Below are 19,274 nucleotides of genomic sequence, written 5' to 3'. Positions count from 1 at the left end.
GCCCAATCGACCCAATCATAAGAAGGGGAGGAGTAATCATGCGCAAGTTCCACAAGTCCATACTGGCGATGGCGGGCGTCAGTACGCTCGCCATCGCCGCGCCCGCCTTTGCGCAGGACGCCGCCGCGCCGCAGGAAGCGGCCGAAGTGCCGTCCAGCGGCGTCGATATCGTCGTCACCGCAACCCGCCGTGCCGAGCGTTTGCAGGATGTACCGCTGGCCGTGTCGGCAATCGGCGCGGAGCAACTGGCGGCAACCGGGTTTAAGGATCTGACCAACATCGCCTATACCTTCTCGGGCGTGCAGTTCGGCACGACCCCGAACGATGCCGGCTTCCGCGTGCGCGGTGTCGGCACGTTGGGCGGCTTCACCAGCGCGTCGGAAGCGCCGGTCGGCCTGGTGGTCGATAACGTCGTCGTCGGCTTCGGCAGTCCGGTGAACAGCCTGGGAGATCTGGAGCGGATCGAAGTGCTCAAGGGGCCGCAGGGCACCCAGTTCGGCAAGAACGCGTCGTCCGGTGTCATCAACATTACCACCAAGAAGCCCGAGTTGGGCGCGTTCAACGGTAACGCTTTCGCGTCTTATGGCTCGCTCAACGAGCGCGATATCCATGGCGCGGTGAACATTCCACTCGGCCAGAAAGCCGCGCTCAACATCTACGCCTTCGATCGCGCCTATGATGGCTTCATCAAGAATACAGTCCGCGACGAAAGCTGGGGCGGTCAGCATTTCTACGGCACCCGTGCCAAGTTGCTGATCGAGCCGACTGACGGCTTCTCCGTCTACGTGATTGGCGATTATTCGCGTCAGAAGCAGAAGGGGCCGGGCCAGACCTGGACGCTCAACAAGCTGTCCGACGCGCAAACCGCGCCCGGTGGCATCGCCGGCTTGCCCTTCGTCAACCTCGCCGCGCTGGGCGTGACGCTGGGCCTGCACAATAATGTGTCGATCGAGGACGGTGCAGGCTATTATGACGTCGAAAATTATGGCGCGTCGCTTCAGGCGGATCTGGAACTGGGCGACTATACGCTCTCGTCCATCACTGCTTATCGCGAGTTCAGCGAAGCGCCTTTCACCTATGCGATCGATGGTCTGCCCTATCAGAAATTCTTCGCCAAATCGAAGGGGGAAACCAAGCGCTTCTATTCGCAGGAACTGCGTCTGACCTCGCCATCGGGCCAGCCGCTCGAATATATTGCCGGCCTCTATCTGTCGCGGCAGAAGAGCGGCCTTGGCGGCGGCCAGAGTGCTACGCTAAGCCCGGCACTGCCCTATGCGGCTTTCCCGACCATCTCGATCACTGGCGGCTATAATGTTACGCGCACCACATCGGACAGCGCAGCCTTGTTCTTCGACGGCAAATATCACATCACCGATACACTCAGCCTGATTGGCGGCGGCCGCCTGACCCGCGACAAGGTGAAGGCCAGCAACTTCTCCTATGTCGATCCCGACCTCGATCCGTTCGTGCCGCCGATGCCGTCCAACGGCTTCACCCCGTCGGGCACGGTACCCTACGCCGCGCGTGCCCTTCAAACCGGCACCGCCAAAAAGACCGACATTTCCGGCCGCGCGGGTCTGGAATATAAGCCGGATCGCGACCTGCTGTTCTACGCCACCTATGCGCGCGGTTATCTCGGCCCGACCGTCACCTTCTCCGGTTTAACTGGCACGCGCAGTTCGGTCGCACCGCAGACGGTGAACGACATCACGGCCGGCGCCAAGATGCAGTTCCTGAACCGCACCCTGACGCTGAACCTCAACGGCTTCTGGGACAAATATAAGGATCTCCAGACCTCCGTGTTCGACGGCCAGGAATTCCTGACCGAAAATGCGGGTGGCGCGGAAGTGAAGGGCTTCGAGATCGAGGCGGTGGTCCGTCCGGGTCAGGGCTTCAGCTTCAATAGCTCGCTGACCTATTCGGATGCGAAGTTCACCGACTATATAACGGCGTGCCCCGGCGTGATCGTGCGGGCGGGCAATGCGGCGACGCAATGTACCGCGCCCGGCTCGACAACCGCGACGCCGCTCTATCAGGCGGCAGGCAATGTTCTGCCCGGTTCGCCAAAAATCAGCATCGTCATGGGCGCCAATTGGGAGCGGCCGATCACCGACACGCTGACCTTCGATGCTTCGGCGAACATCTCCTTCCGCAGCAAGACGCAAAATGCGGTGGCCGACAAGAACACCGTGCAGCCCGCCTATGAGGTGGTGAACCTCAATGTCGGTCTGGGTGATGCGGACGGTGCCTGGCGGATCGGCGGCTTCGTCCGCAACCTGTTCAACACCGATTTCAACTCGGCGATTCTGGGCCTGCCCTTCTCCGACGGTGGCTATGTGAACTGGCGCACGCGCGAAGCCGAGCGTACCTTCGGCGTAACGCTCGAAGGCCGCTTCTGAGCGTCAGGAGGGAGGGCGTCGTCAACGCCCTCCCTTGTTTTATGACGGTAGGGGAGAAGCACGTGCAGCAGGCTGGCGTCAGACAATCCATAAGCGCATTGGGCACCGGCCTTGGTCCGGATGTACTTGGTCAATGTCGTGCGCTGTTCGATGCCGAACAGTCGGCGCTGCTGGCGCAGGTGCCGGTGACGGCTGGGGACGTTTCTTATGGTCCGCATGAACGTCACTGCCTCGACCTTTATCGGCCGCAGGATGACGACCCCGCGCCGATCATCGTCTTCGTGCATGGCGGCGGTTTCCTGAAAGGCGACAAGGGTGGGACCAACGATTGGCCCAATGCCAATGTCGGCCGCATGGCGGCGCAGGCAGGATTTGTCGGCGTCGTCCTCAATTATCGTCTCGCCCCGGACCATGTCTGGCCCGCCGGGACGGAAGATGTCGCTTCCGTCGTCGGCTGGCTCAAGGCGAATATCGCGCAGCATGGCGGCGATCCCGAGCGGATCGTGCTGATGGGCACGTCGGCCGGGGCCGTGCATGTCGCCGGCTATCTCAAGCTGGCGGGCGCTGCCGATATTCGCGCCGCCATTCTGCTGTCAGGCCTCTATGGCTATACCCCGCTCGATCAGCGCGACACGCTCTACTATGGCGATCCGGCGCTTTATCCCGACCGCATGCCACTGGAGGCGGTCGCGTCGACCAGCCTGCCGCTGTTGCTGGCCTGCGCCGAATTCGATCCGCCACGCTTTCAGGCTGAGTTTCTCGGCCTGATGCAGGATCGCCTTGCCCGCCATGGCACGATGCCGCGCGCCTTCATCCATTCGGGCCATAATCATTACAGCATGGCCATGCATCTGGGCACCGGCGACCGACGGCTGTCCGACGAAATCTGCGCCTTCGTGCGCGAAACCACTGCCTGACAATCACATAATCGGAGAGACGGATATCATGCTGGACCGCAGAACCCTTCTGGCCACTGGCGCAGCCGCCATGGCTGCCCCCGCCTTTGCCGCGCGCAAAAATGCCGACCCGGCTTTCCCCAAGGACTTTCTCTGGGGCACGGCCACCGCGCCGCATCAGATCGAGGGCAATAATATCGCCAGCGATCTGTGGTTTCTGGAGAATCAGCAGCCCACCGTCTTCAGCCAGCCATCGGGCGATGCCTGCAACAGCTTCGCGCTGTGGGAAACGGACCTTGATCTCGCGAAGGCGATGGGCCTCAACTGCTATCGCTTCGGCATCGAATGGGCGCGGATCGAGCCGGAAAAGGGGCTCTTCTCCCAGGCGATGCTTGATCATTACAAGGCAGTGATCGACGGCTGCCGGTCGCGCGGCCTGACCCCCATCGTCACCTACAGCCATTTCACCGCGCCGCGCTGGTTCAGCGCGCAGGGCGGCTGGACCAACCCGGAAAGCGCTGCGCTCTTCGCTCGCTATTGCGACAAGGCGACCCGCGCGCTGGGGCAGGGAATCGATCGCGTCATCACCTTCAACGAACCCAATATCCTGTTGCTGCTCAAGCCCATGTTGCCTCCGCAGGTTTGGGCTATTCAGAAGCTGACGCTCGAAACGGCGGCCAAGCGGTTGGGCGTTGCCAAATTCGTCAGCGCCAATGTCGCCGATGTCGAAGACCTGCCGGCGTTGCAGAAGGGACTGCTGGCCGCGCACAGGGCGGGCAAGGCCGCGATCAAGGCAGTGCGCCCCGACCTGCCGGTCGGCATTTCGCTGGCGATGATGGACGATCAGGCCGTGGGCAAGGCGTCCATCCGCGACCGGATGCGGAGCGAACTCTACGGTCAGTGGCTCGACATCGCGAAGGGCGACGATTTCATCGGCGTGCAGAATTACGAGCGCGCGCTCTGGGGCGACAAGGGCCGTCTGCCCGCGCCCAAGGGATCGACGGTCAACTGGTCGGGCACCGAAGTCTGGCCGGGATCGCTCGCGGGTGCCGTCCGTTACGCCCATGAAGCGACCAGCGTTCCGATCCTGGTGTCCGAACATGGCGTCGGCACGGAGGATGATGCGATCCGCGCGAAATTCATTCCTGAAGCGCTGGCCGGTCTGAAGTCGGCCATGGACGATGGCGTGCCGGTGCTGGGCTATTGTCACTGGTCGCTGCTCGACAATTTCGAATGGATTTTCGGCTACAAGCCTAAATTCGGGCTGCACAGCGTCGATCCCGTCACCTTCGTCCGCACGCCCAAGCCGAGCGCTGCCGTCTATGGCGCCATCGCCCGCCGCAACGCGCTTTAAGGGAGCATCTGCCATGAAGCGTCTCGCCCTTACCGCACTATTGTTGCTCGCCGCCCCGGTGGCCGCGCAGATGCCCGTTCCGGTCCCCGCTCAGGCACCGGCCGAATCCGATGCCATTCCGCTCTACCCGGACATGAAAGCGCCCAAGGGATCGGCCGAAAACTGGGTGCGTTTCGGAAATGATCTGGCCGTCCGCAATGTCACCGTACCGACCATTACCCCCGTCCTGCCCGATCCCGCCAAGGCCACCGGCGCGGCGGTTGTGGTCGCGCCGGGTGGTGCCTTCATGCTCTTGTCGATGGAGCATGAAGGTTGGAGCGTCGCCCGCTGGCTGGCCGATCACGGCGTGGCCGCCTTCGTCCTCAAATATCGGCTGAACCCGACCCCGGCCGATACCGCCGAAGCCTCCGCCTATATGGGCAAGCGCATGTCGGAATCCCTTCGCGATCCTGCTGCGCCGCCGTCGATCAAGGAACCACGCGCCACGCTTGACGCACTGGCCGCGCTCAAGCTGGTCCGGGCAGGCGCCGGCAAATGGGGCGTCGATCCGCAGCGCGTTGGTATGATCGGCTTCTCCGCCGGCGCGATGACGACGCTCAACGCGGCGCTGGAAGGGCAGGGGGCCGCCCGCCCCTCCTTCATCGGCTATGTCTATGGTCCGATGCTCGCGCGGGAGGTGCCGGCCGACGCGCCGCCGATGTTCGCCGCGATCGCCAATGACGACAGCCTGTTTCCCAATCCCTCCTATGCGCTGGTCGAAAGCTGGCGGCGCGCCCATGTACCGGTCGAACTCCACGCCTATGAGCGCGGCGACCATGGTTTCGGCATGGGCAAGCCCGGCACCACGACCATGGGGCTGCTCCTGCAATATCTATCCTGGATGGAGATGCGCGGCCTGCTGAGCGCAAAGGTCGGGCAATGACGCAGCCCGTCTCAATCCGGCGGGAAGCGGGGATCAGCATCGTCATCAATGGCGTGCTGAGCCTTGCTTTCTTCCTCGGCGTCTTTGGAATGACCCCGCGTCCCCTGAACTGGGCAGCGCCAGACAATCTGGCGCTGGACTTCATACCCCAGAGCATCGCCGTTGCCTTGATGAGCGCGCTGGTCCCGGCGCTGATTGCGCGCAAGCGGCTGGGCAACGCGCCGGGGCTTGGGTCCGTCCTGATCCACGCGGCGCTGTTTGCGCTGGCCGGTGGCGCTCTGGGCGGTGCGCTCGCCTTTTCGATCGGCGGCATCGCCTTTCCGACTATCGCCTGGGGCACCGCGCTGACGATCAAGATTGCCTATGGCGGCGCGCTCGGTGCGCTGGTCGCCACCTTAGCGCTGCGGCGGTTGTTGTCCGCCGCTCGCGCTGTTTGATAAACAGAGGATTGCCGACCATGACATCCCGCACCCTTCGCCTGTCCGCTCTGCTGGCCTGCACGCTCCTCGCCGCGCCCGCGCTGGCGGATGAGCTGGCCGGCGGCTTCCGGAATCCACCCCAGTCGGCGCGCCCGCGCGTCTGGTGGCACTGGATGAACGGCAATGTCACCAAGGACGGGATCGACAAGGATCTCGACTGGATGGCGCGAATGGGCATTGGCGGGGTCCAGAATTTCGACGCCAGCCTGATGACGCCGCAGATCGTCAAGGAGCGGCTGATCTACATGACTGACGGCTGGACGGACGCGTTTCGCCATGCCGTGCAGACGGCCGACGAAAAGGGGTTGGAATTTGCCATCGCCGCGTCGCCCGGCTGGAGCGAGACGGGTGGTCCATGGGTCAAGCCGCAGGATGCGATGAAGAAGCTGGTCTGGAGCGAAACCGACCTGCGCGGCGGCCAGCGGGTGAAGGGTGCGCTCCCCGCGCCGCCCGCCGTCACCGGCCCGTTCCAGAGCGCGAAGTTCAGCGATCCGCTCGCGGCTGGTGCCGATACCGCCGCTCTGCCCGGTTTCTATGCCGATGCCCACGTCCTCGCTTATCCGGTCAGCGCCACGCCGCTGCCACAGCCGAAGGTGATGCAAGCCGACGGCAATGCGCTCACCGCCGCGCCGTTGCTTGACCATGACCTCGAAACCGTGGCGCAGGTCGTCAAGGGCGACGCCACCAACCCCGGCGCGCTGGTCCTCGATTATGGCAAGCCCGTCACCATCCGCTCCGCCAGCCTGTTCGTCCCTCATGCCCGTCCGCCCTTCGGCGATCCGGCCTATCGCCCGACGCTGGAGGCGGAGACGGCGCAGGGCTGGCAGCCGGTCGGCCGCTTCACCCTGACCGAAGTGTCCGCGACGATCGGTTTCGCGCCCGTCACCGCGCGGCGTTTCCGTCTGGTCCTGTCGCCCAATGATGCGCCCAAATCGCCTGGTCTGGGCGATGGCGCGCCCGGCGCGATCATGATGGACGTCTTTGCCCGCCCGGACAGCGCGACGCTAGGCATCGGCGACCTGCGCCTCTCGACCGAAGCGAAGATCGATCAATTTGAAGCCAAGGCCGGCTATGCGATCGTCCCCGACTATAACCGGCTGAGCGACGGCGTCGCGCCGTCCGCCCCGGCGATCGATCCGGCAAAGGTCGTCGATCTCACCGACCGCCTGCGCCCGGACGGTACGCTGGACTGGACCGCGCCAAAGGGCAGCGACTGGCGCATCGTGCGCATGGGCTATTCCCTTACCGGCAAGACCAACCATCCCGCCACGCCTGAAGCCACCGGCCTTGAAGTCGACAAATATGATGCCGCCGCCGTCCGCCGCTATCTCGAAACCTATCTCGGCATGTATCGCGATACGGTGGGCGCGGACTGGATTGGCAGGAAGGGCATCCGTGCCCTGCTGACCGACAGTATCGAGGTCGGCGCATCCAACTGGACCCCGCACATGGTGGACGAATTCAAGGCACGGCGCGGCTATGATCCCTTACCCTTCCTGCCCACGCTGACCGGCGCGGTGGTGGGATCGGCCGCCCGCAGCGACGCCTTCCTCCATGACTATCGCCAGACCTTGGCCGATCTCCTCGCCGACGCTCATTACGGCACGGTGGCGAAGGTCGCGCATGAAAATGGCATGACCGTCTATGGCGAGGCGCTGGAAAATGGCCGCCCGGTGCTGGGCGACGATCTCGCCATGCGCGCCCATGCCGATGTGCCGATGGCGGCGATGTGGACCTTCAATCGCGGCGCGGCGCCGCGCCCGACCCTGATCGGCGATATGAAAGGCGCAGCCTCGGTCGCCCATATCTATGGCCAGAATATCGTTTCGGCTGAAAGCATGACCTCGGCCTTTGCGCCTTGGGCCTTTGCGCCATCGGACCTGAAGCGGGTGATCGACCTGGAGTTTGTATCGGGCGTCAACCGCCCGATCGTTCACACCTCGGTCCATCAGCCGGTCGATGACAAGCTGCCGGGGCTCAGCCTCATGATCTTCGGCCAATATTTCAACCGGCATGAAAGCTGGGCGAACATGGCGAAGCCCTGGGTCGATTATATGTCCCGCACCGGCTATCTGCTCCAGCAGGGCCGCGATCATGCCGACCTCGCCTATTTCTATGGTGAGGATGCGCCGATCACATCGCTGTTCGAACATGGCGTGCCGGCCGACCTGCCGACCCGTTATGCTTATGACTTCGTCAATGCGGACATCCTCGCCAACCGCATGAGCGTCGATCAGGGCGAACTGGTCGCCGGCAAGGCCCGCTACCGGGCCCTATATCTTGGTGGATCGAGCCGGGTGATGACGCTGGCGACGCTGCAACGCATCGCCGCGCTGGTGGAGGCCGGTGCGACCGTCATCGGCGCCGCGCCCCAGCGCGCGCCCGGCCTTCAGGATGACGCCGCCGCCTTCAAGGCGCTGGCCGACCGTCTCTGGAACGGCGGCTCGGTCGGCAAGGGCAAGGTCATTGCCAGCCAGGACGCCGAAGCCGCCCTCGCCAATGCCGGCGTCGGTCCGGACTTCCGCATCACCGATGGGGCGGCGGACGCGGATTATCGCTTCATCCACCGCAAGCTGGCCGATGGCGACCTCTATTTCGTCAACAACCGCACCGACAAGGCGGGACGCATCGAGGCGCGCTTCCGCGTCACCGGCAAGCAGCCCGAACTCTGGCGCGCAATCGATGGCTCGGCGGTCCCCATCTCCTACCGCACTGAAGGCGGCGAGACGGTGATCCCGCTCGACGTCGGGGCTGAGGACGCCTTCTTCATCCTGTTCCGCACCCCCGCGACTTCGCCCGCCGCTACCGTCGCAGCGAAGGTAACCCGCCCGGTCGCCACGCTCGCCAATCCCTGGACCGTCCGCTTCCAGCCCGGACGCGGCGCCCCGGCGCAGATCGCGATGCCGACACTGACGCCATTGGAAAGCAACGCCGATGCTGGTGTGCGCTATTTCTCCGGCGAAACGACCTACAGCAGCCGTTTCACCCTGCCCAAAGGCGTAAAGCCCGGCGCGCCGCTCTGGATCGATCTTGGCAAGATCGGCGACGTCGCAGAGGTGCGCGTCAACGGCCAGGCTGCCGGCACGACATGGTTTGCGCCCTACCGCCTCGACGTCGGCAAGCTGGTGAAGTCCGGCAGCAATGCGCTGGAGATCAAGGTCGCCAACTTGTGGGTCAATCGCCTGATCGGCGATCAGCAACCCGGCGCAGACAAGATCACCTTCACTGCCGCCCCTACCTACAAGCCCGACGCGCCGCTGCGTCCGTCGGGCCTGATCGGGCCGGTGCAACTGCTCGCCCAATAAGTCTCAATGATCAGGCGTCTCGCCGTTCCGTAAGGGCGGCGGGCGCTTGACCTTTTTGATCTGGCGCAGCCCCAGGAACACGGCGGCGATAATCGCGGGGATCAGGGCCAGGTCGATCCAGCCGGGCAGATGTGCGCCCTGATGCTCGATCGCTTCCTTGATATGGTGCCACAGGCCCAACGCATAATAGCTGATCGCCACGACTGACAGGCCTTCGACCGTATGTTGCAGCCGTAGTTGTAACCCGGTCCTGCGATCCATGGACGCGAGCAGATCGCGATTGCGCCGGGCCAGCGCGGTATCGACACGGGTGCGGAGCATGGCGCTGGTCCAGGCGATCCGCTGCGACAGATCCTCCAGCCGCCGCCCGAATGCGTCGCAGGTGCGCATCGCGGGAAGCAACCGGCGCTCGGTGAAGTCATCGAGCGAGCGATAGCCCCGGACCTGCGCCACCTCTAGCCGGCGAATGCGGTCGAAGCAGAGTTCGGCATAGGCGTGGGTGGCGCTCATGCGGTAACGGGTGCGGGCGACGATCTGGGCCAGCTCGGCGCTGAGCGAGGACAGGGTTTCCAGCACGGCGTCCGCGTCTGCCTGCGGTTCGGCTACACTAGTGGTGACATCGGTCAGGCGTTGCTCCAGCGTCGCGAGGAGGGGAGTCGCCTGTTGCGCTTCGGGCAGGCCCAGCAGCGCGATCTTGCGATAATTGCCCAATTCCTGAAGCCGCTGGACGAGGAGAGAGGCCTCTGCTCCCTCCAGCCCCCGGTCGTGGACGAGTAGCCTGCCAAAGCCATTGTCATGCAGGCGGAAATCGGCCCAGACCCGCGCGCGCCCTTGCGCCACATCGGAAATGGTCAGGTCGTCCGCCATGAAACAGGTCGCGACCGTCATATTTGTCGGCTCCTGCTGTGTCAGGGCGATCTGGGTCGATCGGATGATCTCACCCGGCAGGCGATCGATCCAGTGGGCTACCAGTGTGAAGGGGGACAGATCGAACGGTTCGCCATAACCATCCGCGATGAAACTGTAGGTGATGAATTCGCTATGCCGTTCCCAGGAAAAGCCGAGCGCGCCGATGCGGCAGGCAAAGAAGCGGTCTGCGCTGTCTGGGGAGGGGCCGTCCAACGGCAGCAGATTGTGGAGCGCGGCGATGCTGTCACGGGCCTGCTGTTCGTTGACGATCATCATGACCTGCACGGCGCGGGCCGGCGTGTCCATTCGGGGCATCTTGCGAACGTGCATTTCGCGGGAGAGCGAGGCGCGCAGGGCGTGGCTGCGCTGCGTCAGATTTTGGAAGGGTCCGTCGCCGGTTTGCGTGCCTGCATCCATTGTGGTTCGATCCCCCGATCTATTTGCCGCTATGCTAATGGCCCTTGGACGTGCTGCAATTGGCCCGATCCAAAGAATGAGGCATCAGATGCGGCGGGCGATGGCGCCGGCGGCCCATCCCATGCCGACCGCCATGGCGATCGCCACCAGACCATAGACGAAGGACCAATGTTCGGCGGCGCTGGCCATGAACTGTTCGAAGCCGGACTTGCGCACGGTGATGTCGCGCACCGCCGCAGCGACGACACGACCGTCCTGCACCAGGAAGGTTTCGGCGGTATAATCCCCTACGATAACGCGCGCCGACAAGGGCAGGCGGGCACGGTAGAGAACGCCGTCGGTAATCTCGACCGTGCCGGGGCGCTCAACGAACAGGCCGGACCGGGCGCGCAGGTCGACCAGTCCTTCCTGAAAGCGGGACAGTTCGCCGCTTTCGTTCAGCGACGAGGGGGAGAGTTGCAGCTTGTCGACGCCCAGTTCGTAGATGGCGGCGGTGCGTTCATCGACGATCCGGTCGATCGGGCGCGACGAGGCCATGGCGTAGAAGCTGGGCGCGGAGCGGAAGCGGGCGGTATCGGCATTGACCCAGATGCCGGCGACCTTCTGCTTTTCGCGCATGGTGATCGACTGTTCCGGTCCTTTCAGCACCACGACGATATCGGCCGGCTTGTCCGGGCGGCGTCCGTCCGGATAGACGATCGCGCCGAACAGCAGCAGGTCCGCGCCGGTGAAGCTGTATTGGATCTCAATGTCGCGTTGCGAGACGTCGGGCACCAGTTGCGGTTCGTCCGCACCGATCAGCAGCAGTGCGACGGGCAGGGCGAGCAAAGCGGCGCGACGAGCCATCAGCCAACCTCGATCGTGTAGATTTCGTCCGGCCGCCAGCCTAGGCCCAATGCCATGCGCCCGGCGACGAGCAGCACGATCGCTGCAAGCAGGATGCGCAGATATTCCGGGCGGATCGACATGGATATGCGGGTGCCGACCTGCGCGCCCACGACGCTGCCGATCAGCAACAGCAGCGCCAGCACCAGATCCACCGCCTTGGTCGTCATGGCGTGCATCATCGTGGTCACCATGGTGACGAACAAGATCTGGAACAGGGACGTGCCGACCACCGCCTGGGTCGCCATGCCGAGCAGATAGAGCATGGCCGGCACCAGAATGAAGCCGCCGCCAACGCCCAGCAACATGGTAAGGATGCCGGTGGCCATACCGAGCAACAGAGGCGCCAGCGGTGAGATATAAAGGCCCGACCTGTAGAAGCGCCAGCGCATCGGCAGGGCGGCGACCAATGGATGGTGCCGTCGCTTTCGAGCGGGCGCACGCTTGCCAGTCTTGAGCGCGATCAGCGCCTGAATCGATTCCTTGGCCATCAGCCCACCGATGCCGCCCAGCATCAGTACATAGAGAATGCCGATGACGGTATCGATTTGCCCCAGATATTGCAGCAGGCGGAAGATGAAAACACCCATGCCGGCGCCCATTACACCGCCGGCGATCAGAACGCCGCCCATGCGGAAATCCACCGTGCCGCGCGACATATGGGTAAAGACGCCGGACACGCTGGCCCCGGTGACCTGCGACGCGGCGGAGGCGGCGGCGACGGTCGGGGGAATGCCATAGAAGATCAGCAGCGGCGTGGTCAGAAAGCCGCCGCCCACGCCGAACATGCCGGATAATAGGCCGACGACGCCGCCAAGGCCGATGATGACAAGCGCGTTGACCGACAGATTGGCTATAGGCAGGTAAAGGTCCATGCCGGTTCGGGTTACCGCCAACCAGCGACGATATAAAGGCGCGATGGCGCAGTCAGATCAAAAATCCGCTGCCAGGGTGATGGCAAGGCCCGATCCGGGCCGGGCATATCCGGCTATACGCTCCCTCCATTCGACCGAGAGGCGCGCGTTGGTCTGTGGTAGAGGCAGGCGAATCTGTAGCTGCGGGCCGATATCCAAACGGCTGACGCCGGGCTGGGCACCGCCGGACAGGGCTGCACCAAGACGGAGGGGCGTGCCGAACAGCGGAGTCGTCAGCGAGAATTTGCCGTCGATGAAGGCCTCCCGCTGGCGAAAGCCGACGACGCCCGTCTGGGCATAGGCTTCCGCCATGACCGACGGTGTGATCGGTGTCGGGCCGAAGCCGCCCACGGCCATCACGGCATTGGCGTTGCGTCCGCCGGTACCCAGGGCGATGCGACGCTCAGCCGCCAGGGTGATGGGGATGGCGCGAACCGGCTGGATCGACAGGCCGACCGCTGCCTCCGGAGCGGCCGGGCGTTGGAGCGCGGTGGTGAGGCGGCCATAGGCCGTCATCCTGCTCTCGGCATGGGGTCGGAGGTCATAGTCCAGTCGGACGCCGGCCTGCGACCCACCGAGTTGGCCCGTCGGAACGGCCGGATTGTCCAGGCTGCTGCCGGGGCGCCATAGAATCCAGGCACCCGCATGCCATCGGTCTTTCGTCGACCGAGCCGCCAGCAAGGGGGGCGTGCTTGCCATTGGAGCATGAAGGCCGCTGACATGAATCGGGTTGATCGCGTCGTGATCGGCGAAGTCGGCGGACGCTTCGATGAAGTTCATGAGGCTGAGCGGCATGCCATATTTTGGCCTTGGGGGAGGGCTGGACGACCGATGTAGTCGACGGGTCTGTGGCAGTCGTAGCCGACCGTCGTGATGTACCGACATCGCAATGGAGTTAGGCGTCGGGATGGCCCTCATCACGCTGGCGTCGAGAAGGCTGAGGGGCGTCAGGACAGGGGATGGCGATGAGGATAGTAAAATGGGCGGTCGCAGGGGCATTGTCATGTCGGGACCGATGAGGCGAAGGACGACCCAGCCTGCCAGCAAAGTGATGAAGAAACGCAAGGGACGTCCGCTTGCGCTGCGGGTCATTGTTCGGTCTTCAGATCGGGGAAGCTATGTTGGGTCTTGTCCCAGGTGAGCGGCTTGCCCAGCAACGAGCGAACATAGAGGAATATCGCCCGACGCGCCGCCAATATGGCGATGTAATTGGCGATCAGGGTGCGAGGGACAGCCATCAGGCCATAGCGCCAACCATAAGCATGGCCGACAAAAGCAGCGCGCATCGCCGTCCGCCAGATCAGTAGCCCGAGGTTGAGCCAGAGCAGGGCTTCGATCAGTGGCGGGAATGGCGGCTGATCCAGCGGCGTGAAAAGCCTGATGGCGGCAAACAGGCCCCACATTAAGAACGCTGCATAGGATGCGAACAGGACGAGGGCAGCCAGGGTGGCGCGGCGGTCGCGGATGCGCATCCACCATTCGGCCGGGCCGCCATGCCAGCCCATTCGATCCCATCCCGCTAGAGAGATACCCACTATCCAGCGGGCTTTCTGTTTGACGGCAGCCTTAACGCTGTCAGGAAAATATTCGCGTGTTGCCACCAGCGCGCCGGTCCGGTCGCGCATCCGCACGAATACTCCGCGCCCGCCCATATGCGCGATCCGCAGGCCGGCTTCATAATCCTCGGTCAGCGACGACGGATCGAATGGGCCGCCATGGACGGGGTCGGCCAGCTGACCGAGTATCCTGCGTTCAAAAGCGCAGGCCACGCCGGCGGAGGGGATGGATGCACCCATCGCTTCCCGCACGGTGAGAGCTTTACCGTGATTCTCGGCAAATTCGTCGCCATAATGATTGGCGATGGCGCGCGCCAACCAACTGCCACGCCCCGGCAAAGGTAGGACGGGCAACTGAACGAGGTCGAAGCGGTCGATCATGAAGTCGAACAGGCGGATCTCGTCAGGATGCACCACGTCTTCGGCATCGTGCAGGAGGACGGCCTTGAAGCACCGGCCACTGCGCTCTTCCAGATCCAGCATGGCACGCCACAGGATGTTGAGGCAGTCTGCTTTCGTCGTCGGGCCAGGACGCGGATTAATCCCTACGATGATCCGCGGTTCGCCCGTCGCAATCGGTATGACGACATCCAATGTGGCGGGATCATTGGGGTAGACGCCGACAAAGAGCCGGAAATCGTCGTTCGGCCAGCTGGCAAGTGCATGGCGGAGCATCGAACCGATGACATCGGCTTCCTGCCAGGCCGGGATGAAGATTGCGATGCAACCGGGGTTGGAAGAAGGAGGCAATGTAGCGGTGGTCATGCGCGGGTGACGCGCATAGATGGTCATGTTGCGCCAGCATCGGCGGAGCAGGAAGAGCAGGTCGACCAGTAGATCGTCCAGTCCGCCGATCGCCAATCCGACCACGGCGAAGAGCAGGATTTCGCGATGCAGGGCCAACAGCCCCACGGTCAACATGTCCCCCAAGACTTGACCCCCTATCCCCCTTTGGGGAAGAGGATGGCATTTGCGTCGCCATGTTCCAAGCCTTTTGCATGTTTTTTGTAGAAATTCTTGGGAAGGGGGATGAATTGCCGGAATAGTCTGTCCGACGGGCGAAGATACGAAATGGAAAAAGCATGAATCGACCACGTCCGTCCGTGCTGCGGGCTTTCCTTGCTGGCGAAACCGGCGGTGCAGTCCTGTTGATGATCGCCGCCGCGCTGGCGATCCTGCTGGCCAATCTGCCCGGTGCGGCAGGACATATCTATCATGCCGCGCTGCACGCGCCGCTTGGACCGATCCTGTCAGCACGCATCGGGCCGATGACCCCGCATCTGTGGATCAATGACGGGCTGATGACGATCTTCTTCCTTCTGGTAGGGCTGGAGATCAAGCGTGAGTTTCTGGATGGCGGCCTGTCCAGCTGGAGCAAGCGACGGCTGCCCATAGTAGCGGCCGGGGCGGGCATGGCGATGCCGGCGCTGGTCTATATGCTGGTCACGACCGGGTATCCGGCGTTTGGCGCAGGGTGGGCCATTCCCGCTGCGACTGACATCGCCTTTGCGATCGGCGTGCTGGCTCTTCTGGGAAGCCGGGCACCTGCGTCGCTGAAACTGTTCCTGACGGCCGTCGCCATCGTGGACGACATGGGGGCGGTCACGATCATCGCCCTTTTCTACAGCCATGGCCTGGATCTGGCGGCGCTGGGCGGAGCGGTTGGCGTGCTGGCTTTGATGGTCGTTTTCAACCGCGCCGGAGTGCAGGTGCTGTGGCCCTATCTTCTGGGATTCCTGCTATTGTGGTTCCTGATCCTGTTGTCGGGCGTGCATGCGACCGTCGCGGGCGTGCTGGCGGCGATGACAGTTCCGTTACGGCGCTTGCCGGGCGCACCCGACGCTTTGAACAGCCCGCTCCACCGGTTGGAACATGCCATTCATCCCTTGAGCGCGTATTTGATCGTGCCGCTGTTCGGCTTTGCCAATGCCGGACTAAGTCTGGGCGGCGATGCCTTGGCTTCGCTTTTGTCTCCTTTGTCGCTTGGCGTGGCGCTGGGTCTTTTTCTTGGCAAGCAGGTCGGCATTTTCGGCGCCGTCTGGGGGGCGGTGCGACTGGGCGTCGCAGAGCGGCCGGCCGGCGCAAGCTGGGGGCAGGTCTATGGCATGGCGATGCTGTGCGGCATCGGTTTTACCATGAGCCTGTTCATCGGGGCCCTGGCCTTTCCCGGTGATGCGATGCTGGTGGAGGAGGCCAAGGGCGGTATATTGCTGGGGTCGCTGCTGTCGGCTTTGTCGGGCTATGTCGTGTTGCGCTGGATAGCGGGTCCGGGCGCCTTGGGGACGCGATAAGCGGGTTCGCCAAGGGGCCGTGAAAGTGCTAATCTCCGTGTGCTGATGTTGCGAGTCTAACGCGGTATCAGCCAATCGACCAATCTCTACATTCCACTGTACGGGAGGAGGGCGACCATGGAGATGGATGTCAATTATCTGCTGCATCGCCAGCAAATGTCGTTGATGCGGGCGCAAAGTTCGCGGTCCCAGCAAGGGCGTGATGCCTACGAAAATTTGGCGCAGAGTTATACCGACCGGATTGATGCGCATCGTCGTGAAAATGAGCGGCTGATAATTCGGGCGCATTGACCGCCAGGGTCAACGTCGCTCGATCAGTCTTTCTATCGCCAGGCGATGATTTTCGTCGTCACCGCATTCGCGTTCCAATACGGCCTTGATGCGCTGAAGCTCCGCTTCGGTCAGATGTTCGATGCCGATGAAATCGTTCCGGGCCGCATCCACGGCGCGTATCAGTTCGTCCAGCTTTGCCTGAATGGCGGAACCGTCGCGATTCTGCGCATTCTGAATCAGGAACACCATCAGGAAGGTGACGATGGTGGTGCCGGTATTGATGACCAGTTGCCATGTGTCGGAATAATGGAAGAGCGGGCCGGTCACCAGCCAGAGGATGACGGTAATAAGGGCCAGGACGAAGGCGCTGGGCTGCCCCGCCCAACTGGCGACGCGGTGCGACAGGGCCGCGAAAATCCGATCCATATGCGATTCTTCCTTTATGCAGTTGCGCCATTTATCCCTTGTTCAGCCGGAAAAGGCCATGGACGGGGCGATGCGATCCTCTCCCTTCCGCGCCGCTTTGGCTGCTGCCCTGCTTGTCCTTCCCGCCTGCACGTCCCTCTCGCCCCGAATCACGGCTGCGGTCCGGGCTTGAGGAGGCCGGGATGTCGCCGCGCATGGCCGGTTGCATGGCGCAAAGGATGGCTGATCGGCTGAGCCTGATGCAGTTGCGAAAGCTCCAGTCGCTTGCATCGCTCCGCAAATCTCACAGCGGCAAGTTGAGCGTCGACCAATTGCTGCACAAGGTCCGTGCCTTGCAGGATCCGGAGATTTTCGCGGTCACCAGCCGTTCTGCCCTGGCCTGCGCTTTTTGACCCTGCTCGCCTGAACGGGGCAGGAAACAGGATGATGGGCTTTACAGACTTTGCAATTTTGCAAAGTCATTTTGCGAAATTTTCTGGCGCCTCGCTTTTGCCTGTGCTTAGCCGCTGACATCAGATTTCAGCGAAAGGGCACGCCCCATGAACATTCACGAATATCAGGCCAAGGAATTGCTGGCGAAATATGGCGCGCCGATCGCTGCCGGTTACGCCGCCTTCACCGTCGAAGAAGCCGTCGAAGCCGCCAAGAAGCTGCCCGGGCCGCTTTATGTCGTGAAGTCGCAGATCCATGCCGGTGGCCGCGGTAAGGGCAAGTTCAAGGAACTGGCCCCCGAAGCCAAGGGCGGCGTGCGCCTTGCCTTCAACCTGGACGAAGTGAAGGCCCATTCGGCCGACATGCTGGGCAACACGCTGGTCACCATCCAGACCGGTGATGCGGGCAAGCAGGTCAACCGCCTGTACATCACCGACGGCGCCGACATCGCCAAGGAATTCTATTTGGCGCTGCTGGTCGATCGCGCCACCAGCCGCATCGCTTTCGTCGTGTCGACCGAAGGCGGCATGGACATTGAAGAGGTTGCGCATTCGACCCCGGAAAAGATCCACAGCTTCTCGGTCGATCCCGCTTCGGGCTTCCAGCCGCACCATGGCCGTGCCGTTGCCAACGCGCTGGGCCTGACCGGTGACCTCGCCAAGCAGGCTTCGAAGGTTGCTGCGTCGCTCTATGCCGCGTTCCTCGACACCGACGCCGAGCAGATCGAAGTCAATCCGCTGGCGCTGACCGAGCAGGGCAACCTGCTGGTTCTGGACGCGAAGGTCGGTTTCGACGGTAACGCCATGTTCCGTCACAAGGACATCGCCGAACTGCGCGACCTGACCGAAGAAGATGCGGCCGAAGTCGAAGCGTCGAAGTACGACCTCGCCTACATCAAGCTGGACGGTAACATCGGTTGCATGGTGAACGGCGCTGGCCTGGCTATGGCGACGATGGATATCATCAAGCTGAACGGCGAATTCCCTGCCAACTTCCTGGACGTAGGTGGCGGCGCCACCACCGAAAAGGTGACGGCTGCCTTCAAGATCATCCTGAAGGATCCGGCGGTGAAGGGCATTCTGGTCAACATCTTCGGTGGCATCATGAAGTGCGACATCATTGCCAATGGCATCGTCGCCGCTGCCAAGGAAGTGAACCTGTCGGTTCCGCTGGTCGTCCGTCTGGAAGGCACCAACGTCCAGCAGGGCAAGGACATATTGGCCAATTCGGGTCTTCCGATCGTCCCGGCGGACGATCTGGGCGACGCGGCCAAGAAGATCGTGGCGGAAGTGAGGAAGGCGGCCTGATCCGCCACCGAACCTGAACGATACACCAAAGGGTGCGGGGGGACCGGGAACGGTCCGCCCGTGCCCGTATTGGCGTTTATAATGGAGGATGTTGAATATGAAGATCCTTGTGCCCGTAAAGCGGGTTATAGATTATAATGTGAAGCCGCGCGTGAAGGCGGACGGGACGGGTGTGGACCTGGCGAACGTCAAGATGAGCATGAACCCGTTCGACGAGATTGCGATCGAGGAAGCGATCCGCCTGAAGGAAAAGGGCGTGGCGACCGAGGTTGTGGCGGTGTCGATCGGCGTGGCGAAGGCGCAGGAAACGCTGCGGACCGCGCTTGCCATGGGTGCCGACCGAGCGATCCTGATCCAGACCCCAGATGATGTTGGCTCTGAGGTCGAACCGCTGGGCGTGGCCAAGCTGCTCGCCAAGGTGCAGGAAGAGGAAGGCGCTGGCCTGATCATCCTGGGCAAGCAGGCGATCGACGACGACAGCAACCAGACGGGCCAGATGCTGGCAGCCC

General features: G+C 63.2%; 15 protein-coding genes and 2 pseudogenes. 11 read left to right on the top strand and 6 right to left on the bottom strand.

Annotation, left to right across the window (positions count from 1 at the left end; all coding sequences use genetic code 11):
- Window positions 1-38 precede the first annotated feature (38 nt).
- The 6 genes from RQH62_RS08795 (at window position 39) to RQH62_RS08770 (ending at window position 9,355) form a co-directional block, all read left to right on the top strand.
- On the top strand, window positions 39-2,399 hold the full coding sequence (locus tag RQH62_RS08795; RefSeq protein WP_311268391.1) for a TonB-dependent receptor domain-containing protein: 2,361 nt from the start codon (window positions 39-41) through the stop codon (window positions 2,397-2,399).
- Window positions 2,400-2,461: 62 nt separating this feature from the next.
- Window positions 2,462-3,316: an alpha/beta hydrolase gene (locus tag RQH62_RS08790; RefSeq protein WP_311268390.1), complete on the top strand. Its 855-nt coding sequence runs from the start codon at window positions 2,462-2,464 to the stop codon at window positions 3,314-3,316.
- A 28-nt stretch (window positions 3,317-3,344) separates the two neighbouring features.
- A complete protein-coding gene (locus RQH62_RS08785) occupies window positions 3,345-4,649 on the top strand; it encodes a family 1 glycosylhydrolase (protein WP_311268389.1) in 1,305 nt (434 codons plus the stop codon).
- 13 nt (window positions 4,650-4,662) lie between these two features.
- The gene (locus RQH62_RS08780; RefSeq protein ID WP_311268388.1) at window positions 4,663-5,571 is read left to right on the top strand and encodes an alpha/beta hydrolase; all 909 of its coding nucleotides are present in this window, start codon (window positions 4,663-4,665) and stop codon (window positions 5,569-5,571) included.
- Complete coding sequence (locus RQH62_RS08775; protein ID WP_311268387.1) at window positions 5,568-6,008, top strand: hypothetical protein; 441 nt, start codon at window positions 5,568-5,570, stop codon at window positions 6,006-6,008. The genes RQH62_RS08780 and RQH62_RS08775 overlap by 4 nt, the downstream gene beginning before the upstream one ends.
- A gap of 20 nt (window positions 6,009-6,028) precedes the next feature.
- Window positions 6,029-9,355, top strand: coding sequence for a glycosyl hydrolase (locus tag RQH62_RS08770; protein WP_311268386.1), 3,327 nt, complete (start codon window positions 6,029-6,031; stop codon window positions 9,353-9,355).
- A gap of 3 nt (window positions 9,356-9,358) precedes the next feature.
- On the opposite strand, the gene RQH62_RS08765 is transcribed toward RQH62_RS08770, so the two are convergent.
- The 5 genes from RQH62_RS08765 to RQH62_RS08745 all read right to left on the bottom strand — a co-directional run bounded on the left by RQH62_RS08765 (window position 9,359) and on the right by RQH62_RS08745 (window position 14,957).
- On the bottom strand, window positions 9,359-10,681 hold the full coding sequence (locus RQH62_RS08765; protein ID WP_311268385.1) for a DUF3422 domain-containing protein: 1,323 nt from the start codon (window positions 10,679-10,681) through the stop codon (window positions 9,359-9,361).
- A gap of 84 nt (window positions 10,682-10,765) precedes the next feature.
- Complete coding sequence (locus RQH62_RS08760; protein WP_311268384.1) at window positions 10,766-11,527, bottom strand: TIGR02186 family protein; 762 nt, start codon at window positions 11,525-11,527, stop codon at window positions 10,766-10,768.
- Window positions 11,527-12,441 carry a sulfite exporter TauE/SafE family protein gene (locus RQH62_RS08755; protein ID WP_311268383.1) on the bottom strand — a complete coding sequence of 305 codons (915 nt, stop codon included), beginning with the start codon at window positions 12,439-12,441 and terminating at the stop codon, window positions 11,527-11,529. The genes RQH62_RS08760 and RQH62_RS08755 overlap by 1 nt, the downstream gene beginning before the upstream one ends.
- 57 nt (window positions 12,442-12,498) lie before the next feature.
- Entirely contained in the window at window positions 12,499-13,275 is a 777-nt protein-coding gene (locus tag RQH62_RS08750) for a hypothetical protein (protein ID WP_311268382.1), read from the bottom strand.
- Between the two features lie 293 nt (window positions 13,276-13,568).
- Window positions 13,569-14,957, bottom strand: coding sequence for a glycosyl transferase family protein (locus RQH62_RS08745; RefSeq protein ID WP_311268588.1), 1,389 nt, complete (start codon window positions 14,955-14,957; stop codon window positions 13,569-13,571).
- Window positions 14,958-15,118: 161 nt separating this feature from the next.
- Here RQH62_RS08745 and nhaA point away from each other — a divergent pair, with 161 nt between their 5' ends.
- Both nhaA and RQH62_RS08735 read left to right on the top strand, forming a co-directional pair.
- On the top strand, window positions 15,119-16,327 hold the full coding sequence (gene nhaA, locus RQH62_RS08740) for a Na+/H+ antiporter NhaA (protein WP_311268381.1): 1,209 nt from the start codon (window positions 15,119-15,121) through the stop codon (window positions 16,325-16,327).
- A gap of 117 nt (window positions 16,328-16,444) precedes the next feature.
- Window positions 16,445-16,618 (top strand): hypothetical protein, encoded by a 174-nt coding sequence (locus tag RQH62_RS08735; protein ID WP_311268380.1) that lies wholly within the window; start codon window positions 16,445-16,447, stop codon window positions 16,616-16,618.
- 9 nt (window positions 16,619-16,627) lie between these two features.
- Here RQH62_RS08735 and RQH62_RS08730 read toward each other — a convergent pair whose 3' ends face one another.
- Window positions 16,628-17,026: a low affinity iron permease family protein gene (locus RQH62_RS08730; RefSeq protein WP_311268379.1), complete on the bottom strand. Its 399-nt coding sequence runs from the start codon at window positions 17,024-17,026 to the stop codon at window positions 16,628-16,630.
- 70 nt (window positions 17,027-17,096) lie between these two features.
- Between RQH62_RS08730 and RQH62_RS08725 the strand changes: the two are divergent.
- The 3 genes and pseudogenes from RQH62_RS08725 to RQH62_RS08715 form a co-directional block, all read left to right on the top strand.
- Window positions 17,097-17,418: pseudogene (locus tag RQH62_RS08725) on the top strand (hypothetical protein).
- Window positions 17,419-17,565: 147 nt separating this feature from the next.
- Window positions 17,566-18,765: an ADP-forming succinate--CoA ligase subunit beta gene (gene sucC, locus RQH62_RS08720; protein ID WP_311268378.1), complete on the top strand. Its 1,200-nt coding sequence runs from the start codon at window positions 17,566-17,568 to the stop codon at window positions 18,763-18,765.
- 97 nt (window positions 18,766-18,862) lie between these two features.
- Window positions 18,863-19,274, top strand: a pseudogene (locus tag RQH62_RS08715) (electron transfer flavoprotein subunit beta/FixA family protein); the annotation flags it as partial.

It is taken from the genome of Sphingobium sp. WCS2017Hpa-17, assembly GCF_031843765.1.
Taxonomy (GTDB): domain Bacteria; phylum Pseudomonadota; class Alphaproteobacteria; order Sphingomonadales; family Sphingomonadaceae; genus Sphingobium.
Note: the sequence above shows the minus strand (reverse complement) of the source record. Positions and strands in the feature narration are given on the sequence as shown.

What these genes read in the sequence shown, in the direction of transcription:
- RQH62_RS08795 (WP_311268391.1), top strand. Translation starts at nt 39, where the DNA reads ATGCGCAAGTTCCACAAGTCCATACTGGCGATGGCGGGCGTCAGTACG.
- RQH62_RS08785 (WP_311268389.1), top strand. Translation starts at nt 3,345, where the DNA reads ATGCTGGACCGCAGAACCCTTCTGGCCACTGGCGCAGCCGCCATGGCT.
- RQH62_RS08780 (WP_311268388.1), top strand. Translation starts at nt 4,663, where the DNA reads ATGAAGCGTCTCGCCCTTACCGCACTATTGTTGCTCGCCGCCCCGGTG.
- RQH62_RS08775 (WP_311268387.1), top strand. Translation starts at nt 5,568, where the DNA reads ATGACGCAGCCCGTCTCAATCCGGCGGGAAGCGGGGATCAGCATCGTC.
- RQH62_RS08770 (WP_311268386.1), top strand. Translation starts at nt 6,029, where the DNA reads ATGACATCCCGCACCCTTCGCCTGTCCGCTCTGCTGGCCTGCACGCTC.
- RQH62_RS08765 (WP_311268385.1), bottom strand. Translation starts at nt 10,681, where the DNA reads ATGGATGCAGGCACGCAAACCGGCGACGGACCCTTCCAAAATCTGACG.
- RQH62_RS08760 (WP_311268384.1), bottom strand. Translation starts at nt 11,527, where the DNA reads ATGGCTCGTCGCGCCGCTTTGCTCGCCCTGCCCGTCGCACTGCTGCTG.
- RQH62_RS08755 (WP_311268383.1), bottom strand. Translation starts at nt 12,441, where the DNA reads ATGGACCTTTACCTGCCTATAGCCAATCTGTCGGTCAACGCGCTTGTC.
- RQH62_RS08750 (WP_311268382.1), bottom strand. Translation starts at nt 13,275, where the DNA reads ATGCCGCTCAGCCTCATGAACTTCATCGAAGCGTCCGCCGACTTCGCC.
- RQH62_RS08745 (WP_311268588.1), bottom strand. Translation starts at nt 14,957, where the DNA reads ATGTTGACCGTGGGGCTGTTGGCCCTGCATCGCGAAATCCTGCTCTTC.
- nhaA (WP_311268381.1), top strand. Translation starts at nt 15,119, where the DNA reads ATGAATCGACCACGTCCGTCCGTGCTGCGGGCTTTCCTTGCTGGCGAA.
- RQH62_RS08735 (WP_311268380.1), top strand. Translation starts at nt 16,445, where the DNA reads ATGGAGATGGATGTCAATTATCTGCTGCATCGCCAGCAAATGTCGTTG.
- RQH62_RS08730 (WP_311268379.1), bottom strand. Translation starts at nt 17,026, where the DNA reads ATGGATCGGATTTTCGCGGCCCTGTCGCACCGCGTCGCCAGTTGGGCG.
- sucC (WP_311268378.1), top strand. Translation starts at nt 17,566, where the DNA reads ATGAACATTCACGAATATCAGGCCAAGGAATTGCTGGCGAAATATGGC.